Below are 20,425 nucleotides of genomic sequence, written 5' to 3'. Positions count from 1 at the left end.
TGTCTTTCAGTGGGGGACGCCGGTTGCAGGGGGAAGCCGCAGCCGCAGCGGCTGAAGTGATGAGATAGCGCTCACTTTTCGGCATATTCGGACATTAGGTTACCTGTCGGTAGCGGGATATCGGTAATCCTCCGGGGCTCGGTGTCGTCAATTCGGTGCGGCGCGCAGTTGCGGCGCTGTCGTCGCTGCTCGTGGCGACCAGTGCGCCAGAGCGAGAAGCACACCCGGCGAGTATAACGAAACGATAACGATTCCGCGGACCCTGAAGTTCCTGGTGAAAGCGCTTACTCGTCGTTCTACCAGTGGGTATACCTCCGGGTCGGAGGTAAACATGAGGGAAGCCTCATATTTGAGTGCCATGATGGACCGGTCGACGCGCGCCGTCGTTCGCCCTTTTCCGTGCACCCCCAGGAGAGCTTGTGACCCTCGATCAGTTCCGTTCCAGTTCGCGTAACGACCACACCGCAGCACCGGAACCGAGTCTGCTCGACCGTCTCGTCCAGGGCGAAGCCTTCGCCGTCTGCTTCGGCGGTCAGGGTGGAGCCTGGCTGCCGACGCTGACCGAGGTGGCCATCGACGCCGATCTGGAGTCGGAGCTGAACGACGTGGTCGCCGCGGCGGCCGCATTGCTCGCGCCGGTGGCCCACGAACTGGCCCGGGCCGGCGCCCGGCCGTTCGACCCGATCACCTGGCTGCGGGGCCTGGACGAGGATCGTGCGGTCCCCGGTGAACGGGAACTGGCCGAAGTCACCGTGTCGCTGCCGGGTGTGCTGCTGACCCAGCTGGCCACCATCGCCTCGATTGCCAAACAGGGCCTCGACACCGCACAGGTGCCGCCCATCGCGCTGCTGGGCCACTCCCAGGGAGCCCTGGCCACCGAAGCGCTCGCCGTGGACGGCACCCCCCGCGACGCCGACGATGCCCAGCTGCTGGCCCTGGCACAGTTGATCGGTGCCGCCGCCGCACTGACGGCCCGGCGCCACGGACTGGCCGGGACCGCCGAGGTCTCGCCGATGCTGTCGATCTCGCAGGTCCGCCCGCGCGAGGTGGAGGTCCTGCTGGCCCGGTACGTCGCCCAGCTGCCCGCCGCCCAGCGGATCGGGGCCCCGACCATCGCGGTGCACAATTCGCGGCGCGCCGTCGTGCTGTCGGGTGCCCCGCGGCAGCTGGCCGCGTTCCAGGCGCTGTGCGAGCAGGAGGCGGCGATCTCGGCCGATGAGCACAAGCGCAAGCTCACCGGCGGCTCGCCGTTCGCTCCGGTCTTCGAGAACGTGATGACCACGGTGCCCTTCCACCATCCGGACATGCTGCCGGGCGTGGCCCTGGTGACCGAGTGGGCACAGCGGATCGGACTCGATCCGGCGCTGGCTCACCGATACGCCGACGCGATCCTGGTCAAGCACGTCGACTGGGTGGCCGAGGTGGCCGAGGTGGTCGCCAGCGGCGCCCGGTGGCTGCTGGACTTCGGACCCGGTGATGTCGCCACCCGCCTGTCCGCGTCGCTGGTCCGCGGGCAGGGGATCGGTGCGGTCCCGGTCGCCACGCGCGGGGGGCAGCGCAATCTCTTTGTTCCCGGGAACGTCCCGGAGGTCTCGGCGCCGTGGGCGCTGTACGCGCCGCGGCTGGCCGAACTGCCCGACGGCCGCACGGTGGTGGACACTCCGTTCACCCGGCTGACCGGCCGCTCGCCGATGATGCTCGCCGGGATGACCCCGACCACCGTGGATCCGGCCATCGTCGCCGCGGCGGCCAATGCCGGACACTGGGCCGAATGGGCCGGCGGCGGCCAGGTGACCGAGCAGATCTTCGCCGACAATCTGGCTCGGCTCACCGAATTGCTCGAACCGGGCCGGGAGGTCCAGTTCAACTCGCTGTTCCTGGACCCCTACCTGTGGAAGCTGCAGGTGGGCGGTAAGCGCCTGGTCCAGAAGGCCCGCGGCACCGGTGCTCCGCTGGACGGGGTGATCATCACTGCCGGCATCCCCGAACTGGACGAGGCGGTCGCGCTGGTCGCCGAGCTGAACGAGGCGCGGCTGCACTATGTCGCCTTCAAACCGGGCACCATCGAGCAGATCCGCGCGGTGATCCGGATCGCCAACGAGGTCCCCGAATTCCCGATCATCGTGCAGGTCGAGGGCGGCCGCGCCGGCGGGCACCACTCGTGGGAAGACCTGGACGATCTGCTGCTGGCCACCTACGGGCAGCTGCGCGACCGTCCCAACGTGGTGCTCTGCGTCGGCGGCGGCATCGGTACCCCCGAGCGGGCCGCCGACTACCTGACCGGCCACTGGTCGGCCCGGCACGGATACCCGCTGATGCCGCTGGACGGCATCCTGATCGGGACCGCGGCGATGGCCACCCTCGAAGCCACCACCGCGCCGGAGGTCAAGCAGCTGCTCGCCGATACCCGCGGCTGCGAGGAGTGGATCGGCGCCGGCCACAGCGAGGCCGGCATGGCCTCGGGGCGCAGCCAGCTGGGAGCCGATATCCACGAGATCGACAACACCGCCTCGCGCTGCGGCCGGCTGCTCGACGAGGTGGCCGGGGACGGTGCGGCGGTGCAGGAGCGGCGCGCCGAGATCATCGAGGCGATGGCCGGTACGGCCAAGCCCTACTTCGGCGACGTCGACACCATGACCTACCGCCAGTGGCTGACCCGCTATGCCGACCTGGCCGTCGGTGAGGCCGACGGCGACCCCCTGCCCTGGGCCGATATCACCTGGGAGCAGCGCTTCACCGAGATGCTGCGCCGCACCGAGGCGCGCATGCACCCGCAGGACACCGGTACCTTTGTCTCCCTGTTCGACGACGAGGTGGCCAACCCGCATGCGGCGATCCTGGCGCTGGGAGCGGCCTACCCGCAGATCGACCAGGACGTGCTGCACCCGGCCGATGTCGCCTTCTTCCTGGAGCTGTGCCGCACCCCCGGCAAGCCGGTCAACTTTGTGCCGGTGATCGACAAGGATGTGCGCCGCTGGTGGCGCAGCGACTCGCTGTGGCAGGCCCACGATCCGCGCTACGGCGCCGATGAGGTGTGCATCATCCCCGGACCGGTCTCGGTCGCCGGGATCACCCGCGTCGACGAGCCGGTCGGCGAGCTGCTCGACCGCTTCGAGAACCACGTCATCGAGACCCTGCGGACCGACGGGGAACACGCCTGGCCCGCCGACGGACGGCGGCGCACCGGCCAGGTTCCCTCGGCGGGTCCGCTGACCCTCCTCATCGAATCGGCGGATGTCTCCTGGGCCGGGCGCATCGTCGCCAATCCGGTCGCCATGCTGGGCAGCCCCGACGGCTGGGAGGTGTACGACGGTCAGTTCGCCGAGCACCGCCCGACCGGTGCCGAACTGACCCTGACCTCCCAGGCCGGCAGCTACCCGGCCTCCTTCGAATTGTCGGTCCCGGTCGCCGGCACCGCGGTGCGCATCCCGATCTCGGTCGGCGCCGCCTGCCTGGACGGCGCGGTGCCCAGCGTCGGTGTCACCGAGGCCGCCACCGCGATGCGTCAACTGCTGACCGTCGCCGCCGGCGGAAGCCTGAACCCGGTCGACGACGGTGTCGTCACCGCCACGGTGGGATGGTCGGCCGACTCGGTCGCCGATCACAGCGGCGTCACCGCCAACAGCCTGCCGATGCACCTGGCACCCGTCACCCCGGCGCAGCCGCTGGGCTTCGCGGTGCCCGACACCCTGGTGACCGCCTGCTGGCCGGCCGTGTTCTCGGTGCTGGGGGCGGCGACCACCGAGGCCGGGATTCCGGTGGTGGAGGGACTGCTGGATCTGGTGCACCTGGACCACGCCGTCGCGCTGACCGGGCAGATCCCGGCCGAGGACACCGAACTGACGGTGCAGGCCCGCCTGGGCGAGGTCTACGACAGCTCAGCCGGGCGCGTGGTCGAGGTCGGCATCGAGGTGACCGGCCCGGCCGGGGAGTCGATCGCCACCTTGACCGAGCGCTTTGCGATCCGCGGACGCAGCGGCGATGCCGACCTGACCGATCCGGTCCGGGCCGGCGGTGCCGCGGACGGCGAACGGTCCGGCACCCGCAAGCACGTGCGCACCACCACCATCGAGGCGCCGGCGGAGATGACCGGCTTCGCCGTGGTCTCCGGCGACCGCAACCCGATCCACACCGATGTGCTGGCGGCCCGGCTGGCCGGGCTCGGTGAGCCGATCGTGCACGGGATGTGGCTCTCGGCCGCCGCCCAGCAGGTCCTCACCGCCGCCGACCGGGAGACTCCGCTGCCGTCGCCGCGGGCGATCCTGGGTTGGACCGCACGCTTCTTGGGCATGGTCCGGCTCGGTGATGAGATCACCGTCCGGATCGACCGTGTCGGCATGGATGCCGGCCGCGAGGTGGTCGAGGTGACCGCCAAGGTCGGTGACGAGCTGGTGATGGCCGCGACGGCACTGCTGGCCGCACCCCGCACCGTCTACGCCTTCCCCGGACAGGGCATCCAGAGCAAGGGGATGGGCCTGGCCGCGCGCTCGCGCAGCAAGGCCGCCCGCAAGGTCTGGGACCGGGCCGATGCGCACACCCGCAAGGCACTGGGCTTCTCGATCCTGGCCGTGGTCCGGGACAACCCGACCACCCTGGTCGCCGACGGCGTCACCTACCACCATCCCGACGGGGTGCTGTTCTTGACGCAGTTCACGCAGGTCGCCATGGCCACCCTGGGTGTGGCGCAGGTCGCCGAACTGCGCGAGGCCGGCGGCTTCGTCGACGGCGCGATCACCTGTGGCCACTCGGTCGGCGAATACAATGCGCTGGCCGCGTGCGCCGGTGTGCTGCCGCTGGAAGCGGTCCTGGAAGTGGTCTTCCAGCGGGGCAGCGCCATGCACCACCTGGTGCCCCGAGACGCGCAGGGTCGCAGCGACTACCGCATGGCCGCGATCCGGCCGAGCCAGTTCGGACTGGCCGACGACGAGGTGATCGCCTTCGTCACCGGTATCGGTGAGCAGGCCGGGGAGTTCCTGGAGGTGGTCAACCTCAACCTGCTGGGTTCGCAGTATGCGATCGCCGGCACCGTCGCCGGTCTGGCGGCGCTGCAGACCGAGATCGAACGCCGCGTCGCCGAATTCGGTGGCAAGCGCGCGTTCATTCTGGTGCCCGGCATCGACGTGCCCTTCCACTCGACGGTGCTGCGCGCCGGAGTGCCGGAGTTCCGCGGCAAACTCGAGGCGCTGCTGCCGGCCCAGATCGACCCGGAGATCCTGGTCGGTCACTACATCCCGAACCTGGTGCCGCGCCTGTTCAATCTCGAACGCGACTTCGTGCAGGAGATCGCCGATCTGGTGCCGTCCGAACCGCTCGAGCAGGTGCTGGCCGACTGGCAGTCCTGGTCGCAGCGGCCGGCCGAGCTAACGCGGGTGCTGCTGATCGAACTGCTGGCCTGGCAGTTCGCCAGTCCGGTCCGCTGGATCGAGACGCAGGACCTGCTGTTCAGCGCCCCCGAGCAGGGTGGCCTGGGCACCCAGCGCTTCGTCGAGGTGGGCGTCAAGAACGCGCCGACGCTGGTCGGGCTGGCCCGCAACACTCTGCGGCTGCCCGATTACGCCACCGTGAGCGCCGAAGTGCTCAACGCCGAGAGCGATGCCGATCTGCTGGTGGCCCAGGATGCCGGTGTCGAGCCGGTCGAGGACGTCGTCGAACAGGCTCCGGCCGCTGACCAGACTCCTGCCGCACCGGCGGCCGCCCCCGTCGCGGCGGCACCGACCGCTGCGGCGACCGGTCCGCGTCCCGACGACATCGTCTTCACCCCGACCGATGCGGTCCGCTCGGTGATCGCGCTGTGGACCAAGATGCGCACCGACCAGATCGGCGCGGTCGACACCATCGAGGCACTGTGCGACGGCGTCTCCTCGCGCCGCAACCAGTTGCTGCTCGACATCGGCGCCGAACTGGGGCTCGGTGCGATCGACGGTGCCGCCGAAGCGGATATGGCCGCGCTGTCCGCGCAGGTCGATTCGCTCGCCCGCGGCTACCGGCCGCTCGGCGAGGTCCTCACCGATGCGGTCGCCGATCAGTTCCGCAAGGTGGCCGGCCCGCTGGGCAAGCGGCAGTCGTATGTCATCGACCGGGTGACCGGCGACTGGCAGCTGGGTGCCGGGTGGGCGCAGCACGCGCTGGTCGCACTGGCGCTGGGCACCCGGGACGGGGCCAGCGTCCGCGGCGGTGATCTGGGCGATCTGCTCGACGGTCCGGTGACCAACACCGACGGCCTGGACGGGGTCATCGACCGCGCTGTGCGCCGTGTCGGTACCGCCCGCGGCATCGCCGTCGAACTTCCGGTGGCCGCCACCGGCGGGGGCGCTGCGGTCGATGCCGCCGCCCTCGGCGAGTTCGCCGATCAGGTGACCGGCCCCGACGGGGTGCTGGCGACGGCGGCGCAGACCGTGCTGGCCAAACTGGGGCTCACCGACACCGAGTCGACTCCCGAAGCCGACCCGGATGCCGCGGTGCTGGCCGACCGGGTCAGCGCCGAACTGGGTTCGGACTGGCAGCGCACCGTCGCCCCCGCCTTCGACGCCGACCGCGCCGTGCTGATCGACGATCGGTGGGCCAGCGCCCGCGAGGATCTGGCGATCATCTGGCTGCGCCCCGAGGACGAACTCGACCAGATCGCCACGGCCGGGTTCACCGGCGCCGGGCAGACCGTCGCCGAGCACGCTTCCTGGTGGCGCCGACGCGCCGAGCAGACCGGTGCCGATGCGCACGCCCGGCTGTATGCGGCGATCGCGCAGGCCGCGATGGTCGCCGAACCCGGCGAGTTCGCCGACGACATCGCCGTGGTCACCGGGGCCTCGGCAGGCTCGATCGCCGCGGCCGTGACCAGCAGGCTGCTGGCCGGTGGGGCGACCGTGGTCGCCACCACCTCCCGGCTCAACGGCGAGCGGCTGGCCTTCTACAAGCAGCTCTACCGCGAGCACGCCCGCGCCGGTGCCGCACTGTGGGTGGTGCCGGCCAATATGGCGGCCTATACCGACGTCGACGCACTGGTCGAATGGCTGGGCAGCGAGCAGACCGAGAACCTGGGGGCGAGCACCGTGGTGGTCAAGCCGGTCATGGCGCCGACGCTGCTGTTCCCGTTCGCCGCACCGCGGGTGGCCGGTGACCTCACCGACGCCGGTGCGCGCGCCGAACTGGAGATGAAGGTGCTGCTCTGGTCGGTGGAACGGCTGATCGGCGGCCTGTCGGCCATCGGCGCCGACCACGACCTGGACGCCCGGCTGCACGTGGTGCTGCCCGGATCGCCCAACCGCGGCATGTTCGGCGGCGACGGCGCCTATGCCGAGAGCAAGGCCGCCCTGGACGCGGTGATCAACCGCTGGTCGGCCGAGGACTCCTGGAACGGGCACACCAGCCTGGCGCATGCGCTGATCGGCTGGGTGCGCGGCACCGGGCTGATGGGCGGCAACGACCCGATGGTCGACGCCGTCGAGGCCGCCGGGGTGCGGACCTGGAGCACCGACGAGATGGCCGCGAACCTGCTGGGTCTGTGCAGCGTCGAACAGCGTTCGGCGGCCCGGACCGCGCCGCTGCTGGCCGACTTCACCGCGGGCCTGGATCCTGCCTCGATCGATTTGAAGGCGATCGCCGACCAGGCTCAGGCCGGCGGCGACGACCCGACGACCGCCGATGCGGACTCCGCCGAGGACGAGGACGGGGTGCTGGTGTCGGCGCTGTCGGCCCCGGCCCGTGCCGAACTGCCCGCGCCGATCGACTGGGCGCCGATCGATGCCCGCCCGGAGGATCTGGTGGTCATCGTCGGTGCCGGCGAGGTCGGGCCGTACGGATCGGCACGCACCCGGTTCGAGATGGAGGTCGACGAGAAGCTGTCGGCCGCCGGCGTGCTGGAACTGGCCTGGAACACCGGGCTGGTGCAGTGGGACACCGCTCCCAAACCGGGCTGGTACGACGTGGCCACCGGTGACCGGATCGCCGAGGAGGACATCGCCGAGCGCTATCACGACGAGGTGCTCGAACGCTGCGGCATCCGCCGCTACGCCGACGACGGTGCGATGACCGACAACGCCGCGCCGCTGCTGGAGTCGGTCTTCCTGGACGAGGACCTGAGCTTCGCGGTGCCCTCGGAGGCGGCGGCGCGTGCCTTCGCCGCGGCCGACCCCGAGCGCACCCGGGTCAGGGCCAACGCCGACACCGGTGACTGGACGGTCACCCGGCTGGCCGGCACCGAGATCCGGGTGCCGCGGCAGATGAAGCTCTCGCGCACCGTCGGCGGCCAGATCCCGACCGGTTTCGATCCGGTGCGCTGGGGTGTGTCCGCGGATATGGCCGAGTCGGTGGACCGGGTCGCATTGTGGAACCTGGTGGCCACCGTGGATGCCTTCCTGACCGCCGGCTTCAGCCCGGCCGAGCTGATGCGCTGGGTGCACCCCGGACTGGTCGCCAATACGCAGGGCACCGGCATGGGCGGGATGACCTCCATGCGGTCGCTGTACGTGGACACCCTGCTCGGTGAGGCCAAGGCCAACGACATCCTGCAGGAGGCGCTGCCGAATGTGGTGGCCGCGCACGTGGTCCAGTCGTATGTGGGTTCCTACGGGGCGATGATCCACCCGGTCGCCGCCTGCGCCACCGCAGCCGTCTCGGTCGAGGAGGGTGTGGACAAGATCCGCCTAGGCAAGGCGCTGTTCGCGGTGGCCGGCGGTTTCGACGACCTCGGTATCGAGGGGATCGTGGGCTTCGGCGACATGTCGGCCACGGCCGATTCGGCGGCGATGACCGCACGCGGTATCGAGGACCGGCGTTTCTCCCGGGCCAACGACCGGCGCCGCGGCGGCTTCGTCGAATCGGCGGGCGGTGGCACGGTACTGCTGGCCCGCGGCGATGTGGCCGCCCAGATGGGACTGCCGGTGCTGGGCGTCGTCGCCTGGGCGCAGAGCTTCGGCGACGGTGTGCACACCTCCATTCCGGCGCCCGGCCTGGGTGCCCTGGGGGCGGCCCGCGGCGGGCAGGATTCGCCGCTGGCGGCGTCGCTGGAGGCCCTCGGCGTCACCGCCGACGAGGTGGCCGTCGTCTCCAAACACGACACCTCGACGCGGGCGAACGATCCGAACGAGTCCGAGCTGCACGAGCGGCTGGCCTCGGCGATCGGCCGCAGCGACGGCGCACCGCTGTTCGTCGTCTCGCAGAAGTCGCTGACCGGCCACGCCAAGGGCGGTGCCGCCGCCTTCCAGCTGATCGGTCTGTGCCAGGTGCTGCGCGACGGGATCATCCCGCCCAACCGCAGCCTCGACTGCGTCGACGAGAAGATGGCGCAGTATCCGCATCTGGTGTGGGCACGCGAGCCGCTGGCGCTGGGCGAGCGGTCCGGGCTGAAGGCGGGTCTGCTGACCTCGCTGGGCTTCGGGCACGTGTCCGGGCTGATCGCCGTGGTGCATCCGGAGGCCTTCATCGCCTCGCTGGACGATGCTCAGCGGGCCGAATACCGGGAGCGGTCCGCACTGCGGCTGCGCACCGGCCGCCAGCGCCTGCTGGAGGCGATGTGCGGAGTGGAGTCGGCCTACCAGCGCCCGCCGAACCGCCGATTGGATGCGGACCTTGACGAGCACGACGCCGAGGCCGCCCTGCTGCTGGATCCGCAGGTCCGGCTCGACGCCGAGGGCGCCTATGCGGCCACCGGCTCGGCGACCGCCGTTGCGGGCACCGCGGGGGCTGTTCGATGAGCGTGGTCGGTATCGGACTCGACATCGTCGACGTTCCCGAGTTCGCTGAACTGCTGGAGCAACCGGGGTCGACCATCGCGATGAGTTTCCGGGTCGGGGAGCGGCGGGATGCCGATTCCCGGACCGGGGACCCCGCGCGGCACCTGGCGGCGCGCTGGGCGGCGCGTGAGGCGGTCATCAAAGCGTGGTCGTCGAGCCGATTCGCACAGGTGCCGGTGCTGCCGGAGACCGCGGTGAACGATGTGGAGATCATCTCCGACAACTGGCGCCGGCCCAAGGTGCGTCTGCACGGCGATCTGGCGAAGTATCTGAGTCACGTCGACATCCACGTCTCACTGACCCACGACGGAAACACCGCCGCGGCGGTGGCGATCCTGGAGACGCGGGAGTAGGCGGAGCAGATCCAGCGGAGAACACCGGCCGGTGTCAGACCCGGTCGGTGTTCTCCTCCAGGAGCAGATAGCCCCCGAGCATGCGCTTGAGTTCGTGCACGGTCTGCTCGTGGTCGTGACCGTCCTGCACCGAGAAGCTCAGCAGGGAGTAGGCGGTGTGGACCAGCACCTGCGACATCATCTCCCGCCGCTGGGACTGGCGGGGGGTGAGCGGGGCTAGCAGCCGGGCCACCTGCTCGGCCAGGATCTGCTCGTTGAGCGATGCGGTCAGGCGGGTGGCCGGCGTCGACTGCACCGCGAGCCAGACCGCGCGGCGCGAGGGATCGGTGCGCCACAGCGACGCCAGGTGGTCGAGGAACTTCTCCAGCAGCGCAGGCCACTCCAGCGAGGGGATCTCGGTGGCGAATGCGGCCAGCTCATCGCGCACGCTCGCGGTGTCGACGCGATCGAGTTCGCAGACGATCACATACTTGTTCGCGAAGTACTGATAGAGGGTGCCGATCGGAACATCGGCGCGAGCGGCCACCTGCTCGCAGGTCAGCGAGTCGAAGCCGTCGTCGATCAGAACCTGCCGGGCTGCGGCGAGGATGTCGTTGAAGGTGCGGCGACTGCGTTCCTGGGACGGCCGCTTGCGGGGGAGCAGGGGCGCCGGGGAGCCGGGCGCACCGGAGGTGCCGGAAGTCATGGGGGAGCGGGGCGGGGCGGTCAGAGAGACAGGTCGCGCCGGATCTTGGCCACGTGTCCGGTGGCCCGCACGTTGTACATGGCCGCCGCGATGCGGCCGTCCGCGTCGATCAGGAAGGTCGATCGGATCACCCCGGTGACCACCTTGCCGTACAGCTTCTTCTCGCCGTAGGCGCCGTAGGCGGTCAGGACCTTCTTCTCCGGATCCGACAGGAGCGGGAAGTTGAGCTGATCGCGTTCGACGAACTTGGCCAGCTTCTCCGGCTTGTCCGGGGAGATCCCGATCACCGCGACGCCGGCCTCGTTCAGCTCCGCCAGATTGTCCCGGAAGTCACAGGCTTCCTTGGTGCATCCCGGGGTCATCGCCGCCGGATAGAAGTAGACCAGGACGCGCTGTCCGGCGTACTCGCTCAGCGCGACGGGTTTGCCCGTGGAATCGGGCAGTGTGAACAGGGGAGCGATGTCGCCGACTTCGAGTCGCACTGGCGCAGTCATGGGCTCAACCCTAGCCGGGCGGGCTGTCGGCCGGGCCGGTGACTCGGTACGCTCCTAGAGCAGGTGCGCCGCCGTGCGCACAATCGCCCGAACCACAGACGACGGAGGACCGCGTGGCAGACGATACCCAACGGATCGAGCAGGAGATCGCCCAGGCGCGCGAGGAACTCGCGACCACCCTGGATCAGCTCGCCGAGCGGGCGAACCCGCAGCGCATCGCCGAGGATGCGAAAGGCAAGGCGATCGCCTTCGTGCAGAAGCCGCAGGTCAAGTACACGCTCATCGGTGTCGCCGGACTGACGGTGGTCCTGGTGGTCCGCGCCGTCGTCAAGCGCTGACACGACCCCTTGCGAGACCCGAAAGTCGGTGCTGACCAGCCGATTTCGCAACCGGCACAGTCGCCTGTTAATGTTTGTTCTCGCAAGGCCAAGCGCCATTAGCTCAAGTGGTAGAGCAGCTGACTCTTAATCAGCGGGTTCGGGGTTCGAGTCCCTGATGGCGCACCGGATGATCGCCCTTCACCGCACCACAGTGGAGGGCGATTCGCGTCTCTGGCATTCCGCGTTGACCTGCGGATATGCGAATGACAGAGATGTCATTCACCACAGTCTCGTATCTGGCGGAACCGTGGTCCGCTTGGTATTCTTGACGCCAGATTGGTCGTTGAGCTCGGGTTCGGCAAGAGTGCCGGCCAGGTGAGCACGCGGGGTGTTACGGCCGGCGTTTGATTCAGTTTGGAGCATCATGGGTTTCCCACGTCTGCGCGGCCGTCGCACGATCAGCAAGTCGACGGCGGCCGGTGTCCTGGCCGTCGCGGCCGTCACTCTCACCGCCTGCAGCGGTGGGTACAGCGATCAGGTGCACGCCTCGGGCGAGTTCGCCGACATGATCAAGCCGGCGATCACCATCACCGATAACAACGGAAAAGCGCTGACCAAGGACGCGGTCGGCGTGCAGCCGGGTCTGCCGATCGTGGTCAACGCCACCGAAGGCGCCCTGACCGGTGTGCGGATCGACAAGATCGACGGAACCCCGGTCAAGGGCCGGTTCAGCGCCGACGGTGGCACGTGGACCAGCTCCGAGCCGTTCGGCTACAACCGCCGGTACACGGTACAGGCCGAGGCGATCGGCGTCGGCGGACAGACGGCGGCGACGCAGTCGTTCACCACCCAGGCGCCGGACAACCTCACCAGTGCCTACATCATCCCGGGCAAGGGCGAGACGGTCGGCATCGCGCAGACGGTGGGTGTGCGGTTCGACGAGGCCATCCCCGATCGCCAGGCCGCCCAGGATGCGATCAAGATCACCAGCACCCCGGCGGTGCAGGGCAAGTTCTACTGGATCAGCAACTCCGAGGTCCGGTGGCGTCCGGAGCACTACTGGAAGCCCGGCACCAAGGTCGACATCCAGGTGAACACCTACGGCATCGACCTGGGCAACGGCCTGTTCGGTGAGAAGAACGTGTCCTCGAACTTCACCGTGGGCCGAGCGATGGAACTGTCCGTCGACGACAACACCAAGACCGTCGTGATCAAGCGGGACGGTCAGGTGATCCGGACCATGCCGACATCCATGGGCAAGCCGGGGCACACCACGCCCAACGGCATCTACATGATCGGCGACCGCGTCGACCACATCATCATGGATTCGTCGACCTACGGTGTGGCGGTCGGCTCGGCCGAGGGATACCGCACACCGGTCGACTGGGCGGTGCAGATGTCCTACAGCGGTATCTACCTGCACGGGGCACCCTGGTCGATGTGGGCGCAGGGCAACAGCAACACCAGCCACGGCTGCCTGAACCTGAGTCCCGAGGACGCGCAGTGGCTGGTGCGCAACACCCTGCGCGGGGACCCGGTCAGCGTCAAGAACACCGGCGGGGAGACCCTGTCGGGCACCGATGGACTCGGTGACTGGAACATCCCGTGGTCGGTCTGGTCGAAGGGCAACGCCGGCACCCAGGGCTGAGCGTCCACACACCCCCGGGGTGGTCGAACGTTGCCAACGGTCAATGGTTAGGATCGTGCGGACCGAACCACATCCATCCGAAATAAGGTGAACGATCCATGGCCAAGCCCTCGTGGGAGACCGAAGAACTGACTGCCCTGCGCGATATGACGCGGGCTTTCTGTGAGAAGGAGATCGAGCCGAACATCGAGCGCTTCGCCGAGCAGCACCACGTCGATCGAGACCTGTGGAACAAGGCCGGCGAAGTCGGTCTGCTCTGCATGTCGATCCCGGAGGAGTACGGCGGCGGCGGCGGGACGTTCGCGCACGAGGCCGTGCTGATCGAAGAGCAGGCCCGGCTGGCCGACGCCTCGTGGGGTGTGAGCCTGCACAACGGCATCGTCGCCCACTACCTCCTGGCCTACGGCTCGGAGGAGCAGAAGAAGCACTGGCTGCCGAAGATGGCGACCGGCGAGGTGGTCGGCGCCATCGCGATGACCGAACCGGGCACCGGCAGTGACCTGCAGAACGTCAAGACCAAAGCCGTCAAGGACGGCGACGACTACGTGATCGACGGCAACAAGACCTTCATCACCAACGGTGGCCAGGCAGACCTGGTGATCGTGGTCGCCAAAACCGACACCGGTGAGGGTGCCAAGGGCATCTCGCTGATCCTGGTGGAGACCGATCGCGAGGGCTTCTCCCGCGGCCGGATCCTGGACAAGGTCGGCATGAAGGGCCAGGACACCGCAGAACTGAACTTCAGCGGTGTGCGGGTCCCGCAGTCGAACCTGCTCGGCGACTCCGAGGGCCTGGGCTTTGTGCAGCTGATGCAGCAGCTGCCGCAGGAGCGCCTGATCATCGCCGTCGGCGCGGTGGCTGGTATGGAGGTCGCCCTGGAGAAGACGCTGGAGTACACCAAGGATCGCACCGCCTTCGGCCGGCCGATCTTCGGCTTCCAGAACACCAAGTTCAAGCTGGCCGAGGTGGCCACCGATGCGCACATCGGCCGGGTCTTCCTGGACGACTGCATCGACAAGCACCTGCGCGGCGAGCTGGACATCCCGACCGTGGCGATGGCGAAGGCCTGGACCACCGACACCGCGCAGAAGGTGGCCGACGAGTGCCTGCAGCTGTTCGGCGGTTACGGATACATGAACGAGTACCCGATCGCACGCATGTGGGCCGACAGCCGGGTCCAGCGCATCTACGGCGGTACCAACGAGATCATGAAGGAGATCATCAGCCGCTCGCTGTGATCTGTCGTGCGCAGTGACCGCACTGGTGCGTAGACGCCGGAGCGGTTGGGGCGCAAGCCGATTGCGGTCCGACGACGGGCCGACCCTCGAAAGGGGACCGGCCCGTTGTGCATCCCGGCGGTCGATCTGTGCCGCACCGTGGGGCCGGTTGCGGCATGATCGATCCCACCGGCCACGCGCTGTCATGTTGTGAGTCACAATGGAGCCGTCGGGGGAGACATGGACCAAGGAATCGGAGGCTGCACTGTGAGCACGATCGTTCTGGCGGATGTGCGGACCGACACCGAACGGCAGGCGATCGACTCGTGGGCGGCCACGCATCATCCCGGTGCGACCGTGGAGCCGCTGGCGGAGGTCGACGTCGAGCGTCTGCCGGAGGACACGGTGCTGGTGCCGGCCAGGGTTGTGTGGCTGCCTCCGGTGCGTGATGGCCGACGACGTTCGGCGTTGGTCGATGCGGTCCTGCTGTCCAATCCACGGAAGCCGCCGGCGTTCCGGCAGGCGTCGATCCGTAAGCGCCATCCCGACCGGGTACACGTGGTCGAGGGCGCTCCGGCCACGATCGGCGAGCTGCGTGGACCGTACGAGCAGCAGCAGGCCGAGGGTGAATCGTTCGCCGCCTTCGTGGGGATGCGCGCCGAACTCTCCGCCGAGCGCGCCGAACTGGAACTGGTGGGGGACCGCTACAAGGTGCCACGCCTGGTCGCCGAGCAGATCAGTTCGTCGGCGCGCTTCCAGCAGGCCTGCGCCGAACTCGCCGCCGAACTGGGCAGGCCGACCGCCGCGGTGGCCCGGGAGGCGACCGACAAGATGAGCAGCTTCGTGGCCACCCAGAGCCGGCTGGTGCGCGATGTCTTCGATTCGACGTTCAGCCGCCTGTACGAGCGTGCCTGGACCGTGTCGGTCGATCTGGACACCCTGGGCCGGCTGCGGGCCCAGAATGAGAAGACCTCGCTGGTCTTCCTACCCTCGCATCGCTCCTATGTGGATTCACTGGTGCTGTCGGGGGTGCTGCATCAGCACGACTTCCCGCCCAATCTGGTGCTGGGCGGCAACAACCTGGCGTTCTGGCCGATGGGTCCGATCGCGCAGCGTGCCGGCACCATCTTCATCCGGCGGCAGTTCGGCTCCGATCCGGTCTACAAGCTGGCGATGCGCTCGTATCTGGCGTTCATCGTGGCCAAAAGGTTCAACCTGGAGTGGTACATCGAAGGCGGCCGCAGTCGTACCGGCAAGCTGCGCCCACCCATGCTGGGTCTGCTGGCCTATGTCGCCGAAGCAGTGGAGTCGCTCGACGGCGCCGACGCCACCATCGTCCCGACGTCGATCGTCTACGACCAGCTGCCGGAGATCGCCGCGATGGCCCAGGAGTCGGCCGGCGGCGCCAAGCGGCCCGAAGATCTCAAATGGCTGCTCAAGTACGCCCGCGGCCAGCGCGTACATCGCGGGGAGGCGCGGGTCCGGTTCGGTGAGCCGTTCTCGCTGCGTCAGGCGCTGGCCGAGGCCGGTGAGGGCCGGGCCCGGCTGGAGAAGGTCTCGTTCCGGGTGATGGACGAGATCAACGCGGCGACCCCGATCTCGGCGACCTCCCTGGCCGGCTTCGCTCTGCTGGGCGCCGCCGATCGGGCCTACACCGCTGCCGAGGTGGAGGCGATCCTGGCTCCGCTGCTGATCTACATCGACGACCGTGGCCTGCCCGGTCCGGACCCGGCGCTGTGCCGCGGACTGGGTCTGCTGACGACGCTGGGTGAGCTGACCGAAGCCGGCGTGCTGACCACCTTTGACGGGGGGCCCGAGCAGGTCTGGTCCATCGCACCGGACAACCATCCGGTCGCCGCCTACTACCGAAACGGGGCTCTGCACCACTTCGTGGATCGGGCGATCGTCGAGTTGGCGATGCTTGCGGTGGCCGACGGTACGGTCGGTCCGGAAGGGCCGTATGTCCCCGGAGCCGCGGTCGACCCCGATGCGATGCTGGCGGCGGCCCAGGCCGAGGCGATGCGGATCCGCGATCTGCTCAAGTTCGAGTTCTTCTTCCCGCCGAAGGACGAGTATCTACACCGGCTGGGCGCGGAACTGGATCTGCTCGCCCCGGCCTGGCGCACGGTCAATCCGACGCAGGACTGGGTGTACGAGGCACTGTTCGCCAATGCCGGCAAACTCTTCGCCCGGCGCACCCTGCAGACCTTCTTCGATGCCCAATTGGTGGTCGCCACCTATCTGGTGTCGCTGCGTGGGGAGCGGATGGAGAAGCAGACCGTGCTCACCGACTGCCTGGGGCTGGGCCGGCAGTTGGCCCTGCAGGGGATGATCACCAGTAAGGACTCGGTGTCCAAAGACCTGTACGACGCCGCCTATCGTCTCGCGGAGAACCGCGGGGCGGTCGGTGACGACGAGGCTCCGGAACAGCAGCAGGCCCGCGCCGGGTGGCTCGCCGAGGTCGAGGAGATCCGCGAGCGCCTGGCCCGCATCGCCGATATCGAAGCCGAACAGGCCAGCCACGACGAGAAGCAGGAGGTCCGGTGAGCGCTCTGGCGAACCGTCTCAAACAGATCCGTTCGGCGCCGACGGGGGACCGGATCTGCGCCTTCTTCGACTACGACGGGACCTTGATCGAAGGCTTCTCGGCCGTCGACATCCTCAAGGCCCGGGTCCGCAGCCTGGATTTCACCGCCGCGGAGGTCCGCGATGCGCTGCTGATCGGATTGCGCGGCTGTACCTCCGAACAGGATTACGCGGAGGTCTTGGAGGCGACGAAACCGGCTTTCGCCGGGAAGACCTACGACGAGTTGCTGCAGATGGGCAGCGAACTGTTCAAGAACGAGACCGCCGCCAAACTGCGGCCGCAGATGTGGCAGGTCATCCGGGCTCATCGCGAGCGCGGTCACCGCATCGTCATCGCCTCGTCGGCGACCCGCTTCCAGATCGAGCCGATCGCCCGGGAGATCGGTGCCGACCGCGCGCTGGCCACCGATGTGGAGGTGGTCGACGGCATCGTCACCGGCAACATCCTGGGCAGACCGCTGTGGGGGCCGGGCAAGGCCGCCGCGGTGCGTCGACTGGCCCGTGAATGGGATCTGGACCTGGCCGAATCGTTCGCCTACTGCGACGGCAACGAGGACGTTCCGTTCCTTGAGGCGGTCGGGCACCCGGCGGCGGTGTCGCCGCAGCGCGGACTGCGCGGGGTCGCCGAGCAGCGCGGCTGGCCGATCCTGGACCTGCGCAACCCGCACTACAACAAGGTGGGCATGCTGCTGCGAACCAGCGCCTTCTACGGCAGTTTTCTGGGCGGGGCCGCCGTGGGAGTCGCGCGCGGACTGCTCGGCGGAGACCGGGTGGAGGCGATGCAGGAGTCGGTCAGCGGTGGCCTGGATCTGGGTTTCGCGCTGGCCGGGGTCGATGTGGACGTGCTGTCGGGGCAGGAGTATCTGACCTCGGCGCGCCCGTGCGTTTTCGTCTTCAACCACCAATCGAAGCTGGATCTGCCGGTAATGATCCACCTGGTGCGAACAGACGCGACCGGGGTGGTGAAGAAGGAGGTCCAGAATCTGCCGGTCTTCGGCCAGATCCTCGACGCGGGGGGAGTGGTCTTCATCGATCGCGCCAACTCGGGCAAGGCCATCGAGCAGCTGGCTCCGGTGATCGAGAGGATCCGTGACGACAGGGTTTCGCTGGTGGTGTCCCCCGAGGGGACGCGTTCGGCGACGCCGCGGATCGGGCCGTTCAAGAAGGGGCCGTTCCACATCGCCATGCAGGCCGGCGTGCCGGTGGTCCCGGTGGTGCTGCGCAACGCCGGCGAGGTGATGTGGCGGGGTGCGCAGTTGATCAAACCGGGGACCGTGGAGGTGCGCGTGCTGCCGCCGGTGGACACCTCGTCGTGGACACCGGAGACCGTCGCCGACCACGCTGAAGAGGTGCGGCAGATGTTTCTGACCGCGCTCACCGACTGGCCGGTGACGGCGTTCGACGACGGTCGGATGACCAGAACCCGGACCGTTTTCGAGTGGCAGGAGAGTGCCGATGACCAGTGAGCGCCGCGAGGATAAACCGCTGGACTGGGCCGCCGATCCGTACATGAGTCCGGTCGATGCGGTGATGTGGCGCGGCGACGCCGACCGTCGCCTGCGTTCGACCATCGGGATGCTCGAACTCTATGACTGTCCCCCGGACTGGGATCGGCTGGTGGCCGCCCACGACTGGGGAACCCGGATGGCGCCCCGTTTCCGGCAGCGGGTGATCGAATCACCGCTGCAGACCGGGACCCCGTCGTGGGCGGTGGACCCCGACTTCGACCTGCACTATCACCTGCGACGGATCCGGCTCGGCGGCGACAACTCGTTCACCGAGTTGCTGCGGACCTGCGAACAGTTGGCGATGACCCCGCTGGATCCGGCGCGCCCGCCCTGGGAGGGCTACCTGATCGAGGGGCTGCCGGACGGCAAGGCGGCCTATTTCGTCAAGGCGCACCACGCCCTGACCGACGGGCTCGGGGCGATCATCGGGCTGGCCCAGCTGCATTCGACCAGCCGCGATCCCATCCCGGGCAAACCGCAGCCGCCCGTCCCGGAAGCGATCGAGCCCAGTTCCCTGGACGTGCTCAGACGCCAGCTCGGTGAGGAGGTGCGCCGAGTGCCGGCTCTGGCCGGGATGGCCCTCGACGGTGCGCTGGCCCTGACCTCACCGAAGAAGGCACTGGCCAAGGTCCTGCGTTACGGCCGTTCCGTCCCGCGCGTGGCCGGCCTGATCAGCCCGCCGGGGTCGCCGCTGCTGGCCGGTCGCAGTGTGTCCTGGCGCTTCGCCGCCTTCGAGGTGCCCTTCGAATCGCTCAAGGCGGCCGCCACCGCCACCCGCGCATCGATCAACGACGTGTATCTGGGCGGCTTGATCGGTGGCCTGCGGCGCTACCACCAGCGTTTGGATGTGATGGTCGAGGCGATTCCGGTCGCGATCCCGATCTCGGTGCGCAGCGATGACGACCGCGCCAGCGGCAACCGGATCGCGGTGGGCCGGCTGGCCGGTCCGATCGGTATCGACGACCCCTTCGAGCGGGTGCTCACCATCCGGGAACAGGTCCGGGCTGCGCGCGCCGAACCGGCCGTCGACGTGTTCAACACCGCAGGCCCGGTGCTGGCCTGGCTGCCCGGGCAGGTGCTCGCGCAGTTCAGTGGGGCTACGGCGATGAACGATCTGCAGGCCTCCAATGTGCCGGGGATCCCCTGGGAGACCTACGTGGCCGGAGCCAAGGTGGAGCGGATGTTCCCCTTCGGACCGCTGCCGGGTTGCGCGATCATGGCCACGATGATCACCCACAACTCGGTGGCCTGTCTGGGCGTGAACTTCGACGCCGCCGCCGTCACGCATCCGGAGCTGTTCGCCGAGTGCCTGATCGAAGGCTTCGACGAAGTGATCGACCTGGCCGAGGACGATTCACTGCCGCGGATGATCCAGCTGACCTGACCTGACCTGAATCGGACGATCGACGGTCAGCTCTCCAGCAGCTGTTCACCCGGGTGGGCGCGCTGCCAGGCGGAGATCGCGGCATCCCATTCGTGCCCGCCGAGGGCCGACAGCGAGGCGGGGAACAGCGAATCCTCTTCCTTGGCGATGTGCTCCTGTAGACCGTCGACTTCGGCGCGCAGCCGATCCCGGTGATCGGAACGGGTCAGGTCCACCACGGTCAGGAACTGATCGAGGGAGCGGTGCTCGGCGATCAACGGTTCGATATGTGCGGCGAAGATGTCGTCGTTGTTCAGCAACGCCGCGAAAATCCCGTCTTCTTCACCGCGCCAGTGGCTGCGCAGCTGCGTGGCCAGCCGGCCGGTGAAGCGCTGGGCGGCGGTGGTGTCACCCGCATCGAGGGCCCGGATCGCGTCGGCGCCGAGATTGATCACCCGCTCGTGCTCGGCCGTGTAATCACGCAATAGCGGCATGTCTCGGCATCCGCAGTACTGGCACATGA

The 20,425-nt window shown here is 68.8% G+C and carries 11 protein-coding genes and 1 tRNA gene; 9 read left to right on the top strand and 3 right to left on the bottom strand.

The genetic code is table 11. From position 1 onward, the window contains the following. Window positions 1-419: 419 nt before the first annotated feature. Together GOHSU_RS09165 and acpS are read left to right on the top strand one after the other, a co-directional pair. On the top strand, window positions 420-9,689 hold the full coding sequence (locus tag GOHSU_RS09165; protein ID WP_005940173.1) for a type I polyketide synthase: 9,270 nt from the start codon (window positions 420-422) through the stop codon (window positions 9,687-9,689). Then, window positions 9,686-10,081 carry a holo-ACP synthase AcpS gene (gene acpS, locus GOHSU_RS09160; protein ID WP_005940171.1) on the top strand — a complete coding sequence of 132 codons (396 nt, stop codon included), beginning with the start codon at window positions 9,686-9,688 and terminating at the stop codon, window positions 10,079-10,081. Before GOHSU_RS09165 ends, acpS begins: the two co-directional genes overlap by 4 nt. Window positions 10,082-10,115: 34 nt before the next feature. Here acpS and GOHSU_RS09155 read toward each other — a convergent pair whose 3' ends face one another. Both GOHSU_RS09155 and bcp read right to left on the bottom strand, forming a co-directional pair. Next, on the bottom strand, window positions 10,116-10,766 hold the full coding sequence (locus tag GOHSU_RS09155) for a TetR/AcrR family transcriptional regulator (protein WP_005940169.1): 651 nt from the start codon (window positions 10,764-10,766) through the stop codon (window positions 10,116-10,118). 20 nt (window positions 10,767-10,786) lie between these two features. Next, complete coding sequence (gene bcp / locus GOHSU_RS09150; protein ID WP_005940167.1) at window positions 10,787-11,260, bottom strand: thioredoxin-dependent thiol peroxidase; 474 nt, start codon at window positions 11,258-11,260, stop codon at window positions 10,787-10,789. 113 nt (window positions 11,261-11,373) lie between these two features. Here bcp and GOHSU_RS09145 point away from each other — a divergent pair, with 113 nt between their 5' ends. From GOHSU_RS09145 to GOHSU_RS09115, 7 genes are all read left to right on the top strand, one after another. Continuing rightward, window positions 11,374-11,598 (top strand): DUF3618 domain-containing protein, encoded by a 225-nt coding sequence (locus GOHSU_RS09145; protein ID WP_005940165.1) that lies wholly within the window; start codon window positions 11,374-11,376, stop codon window positions 11,596-11,598. 92 nt (window positions 11,599-11,690) lie between these two features. Further along, window positions 11,691-11,763: transfer RNA gene (locus GOHSU_RS09140), tRNA-Lys, on the top strand. A 241-nt stretch (window positions 11,764-12,004) separates the two neighbouring features. Beyond that, window positions 12,005-13,228: a L,D-transpeptidase gene (locus tag GOHSU_RS09135; RefSeq protein WP_005940162.1), complete on the top strand. Its 1,224-nt coding sequence runs from the start codon at window positions 12,005-12,007 to the stop codon at window positions 13,226-13,228. A 98-nt stretch (window positions 13,229-13,326) separates the two neighbouring features. After that, window positions 13,327-14,466, top strand: a complete 1,140-nt coding sequence (locus tag GOHSU_RS09130; protein WP_005940159.1) for an acyl-CoA dehydrogenase family protein — start codon at window positions 13,327-13,329, stop codon at window positions 14,464-14,466. A gap of 246 nt (window positions 14,467-14,712) precedes the next feature. Then, complete coding sequence (locus GOHSU_RS09125) at window positions 14,713-16,992, top strand: glycerol-3-phosphate 1-O-acyltransferase (protein ID WP_005940156.1); 2,280 nt, start codon at window positions 14,713-14,715, stop codon at window positions 16,990-16,992. Then, a complete protein-coding gene (locus tag GOHSU_RS09120; RefSeq protein WP_005940153.1) occupies window positions 16,989-18,497 on the top strand; it encodes an HAD-IB family hydrolase in 1,509 nt (502 codons plus the stop codon). The genes GOHSU_RS09125 and GOHSU_RS09120 overlap by 4 nt, the downstream gene beginning before the upstream one ends. Beyond that, complete coding sequence (locus tag GOHSU_RS09115; protein WP_005940151.1) at window positions 18,487-19,923, top strand: wax ester/triacylglycerol synthase domain-containing protein; 1,437 nt, start codon at window positions 18,487-18,489, stop codon at window positions 19,921-19,923. The genes GOHSU_RS09120 and GOHSU_RS09115 overlap by 11 nt, the downstream gene beginning before the upstream one ends. A 26-nt stretch (window positions 19,924-19,949) precedes the next feature. On the opposite strand, the gene GOHSU_RS09110 is transcribed toward GOHSU_RS09115, so the two are convergent. Then, window positions 19,950-20,396 carry a hemerythrin domain-containing protein gene (locus GOHSU_RS09110; protein WP_005940148.1) on the bottom strand — a complete coding sequence of 149 codons (447 nt, stop codon included), beginning with the start codon at window positions 20,394-20,396 and terminating at the stop codon, window positions 19,950-19,952. Window positions 20,397-20,425 lie beyond the last annotated feature (29 nt).

Source organism: Gordonia hirsuta DSM 44140 = NBRC 16056 (genome assembly GCF_000333015.1).
GTDB classification, from domain to species: Bacteria; Actinomycetota; Actinomycetes; order Mycobacteriales; family Mycobacteriaceae; genus Gordonia; species Gordonia hirsuta.
Note: the sequence above shows the minus strand (reverse complement) of the source record. Positions and strands in the feature narration are given on the sequence as shown.

Coding starts and splice junctions, on each gene's coding strand:
- GOHSU_RS09110 (WP_005940148.1), bottom strand. CDS start 20,396: ATGCCGCTATTGCGTGATTACACGGCCGAGCACGAGCGGGTGATCAAT.
- bcp (WP_005940167.1), bottom strand. CDS start 11,260: ATGACTGCGCCAGTGCGACTCGAAGTCGGCGACATCGCTCCCCTGTTC.
- GOHSU_RS09130 (WP_005940159.1), top strand. CDS start 13,327: ATGGCCAAGCCCTCGTGGGAGACCGAAGAACTGACTGCCCTGCGCGAT.
- GOHSU_RS09155 (WP_005940169.1), bottom strand. CDS start 10,766: ATGACTTCCGGCACCTCCGGTGCGCCCGGCTCCCCGGCGCCCCTGCTC.
- GOHSU_RS09135 (WP_005940162.1), top strand. CDS start 12,005: ATGGGTTTCCCACGTCTGCGCGGCCGTCGCACGATCAGCAAGTCGACG.
- acpS (WP_005940171.1), top strand. CDS start 9,686: ATGAGCGTGGTCGGTATCGGACTCGACATCGTCGACGTTCCCGAGTTC.
- GOHSU_RS09115 (WP_005940151.1), top strand. CDS start 18,487: ATGACCAGTGAGCGCCGCGAGGATAAACCGCTGGACTGGGCCGCCGAT.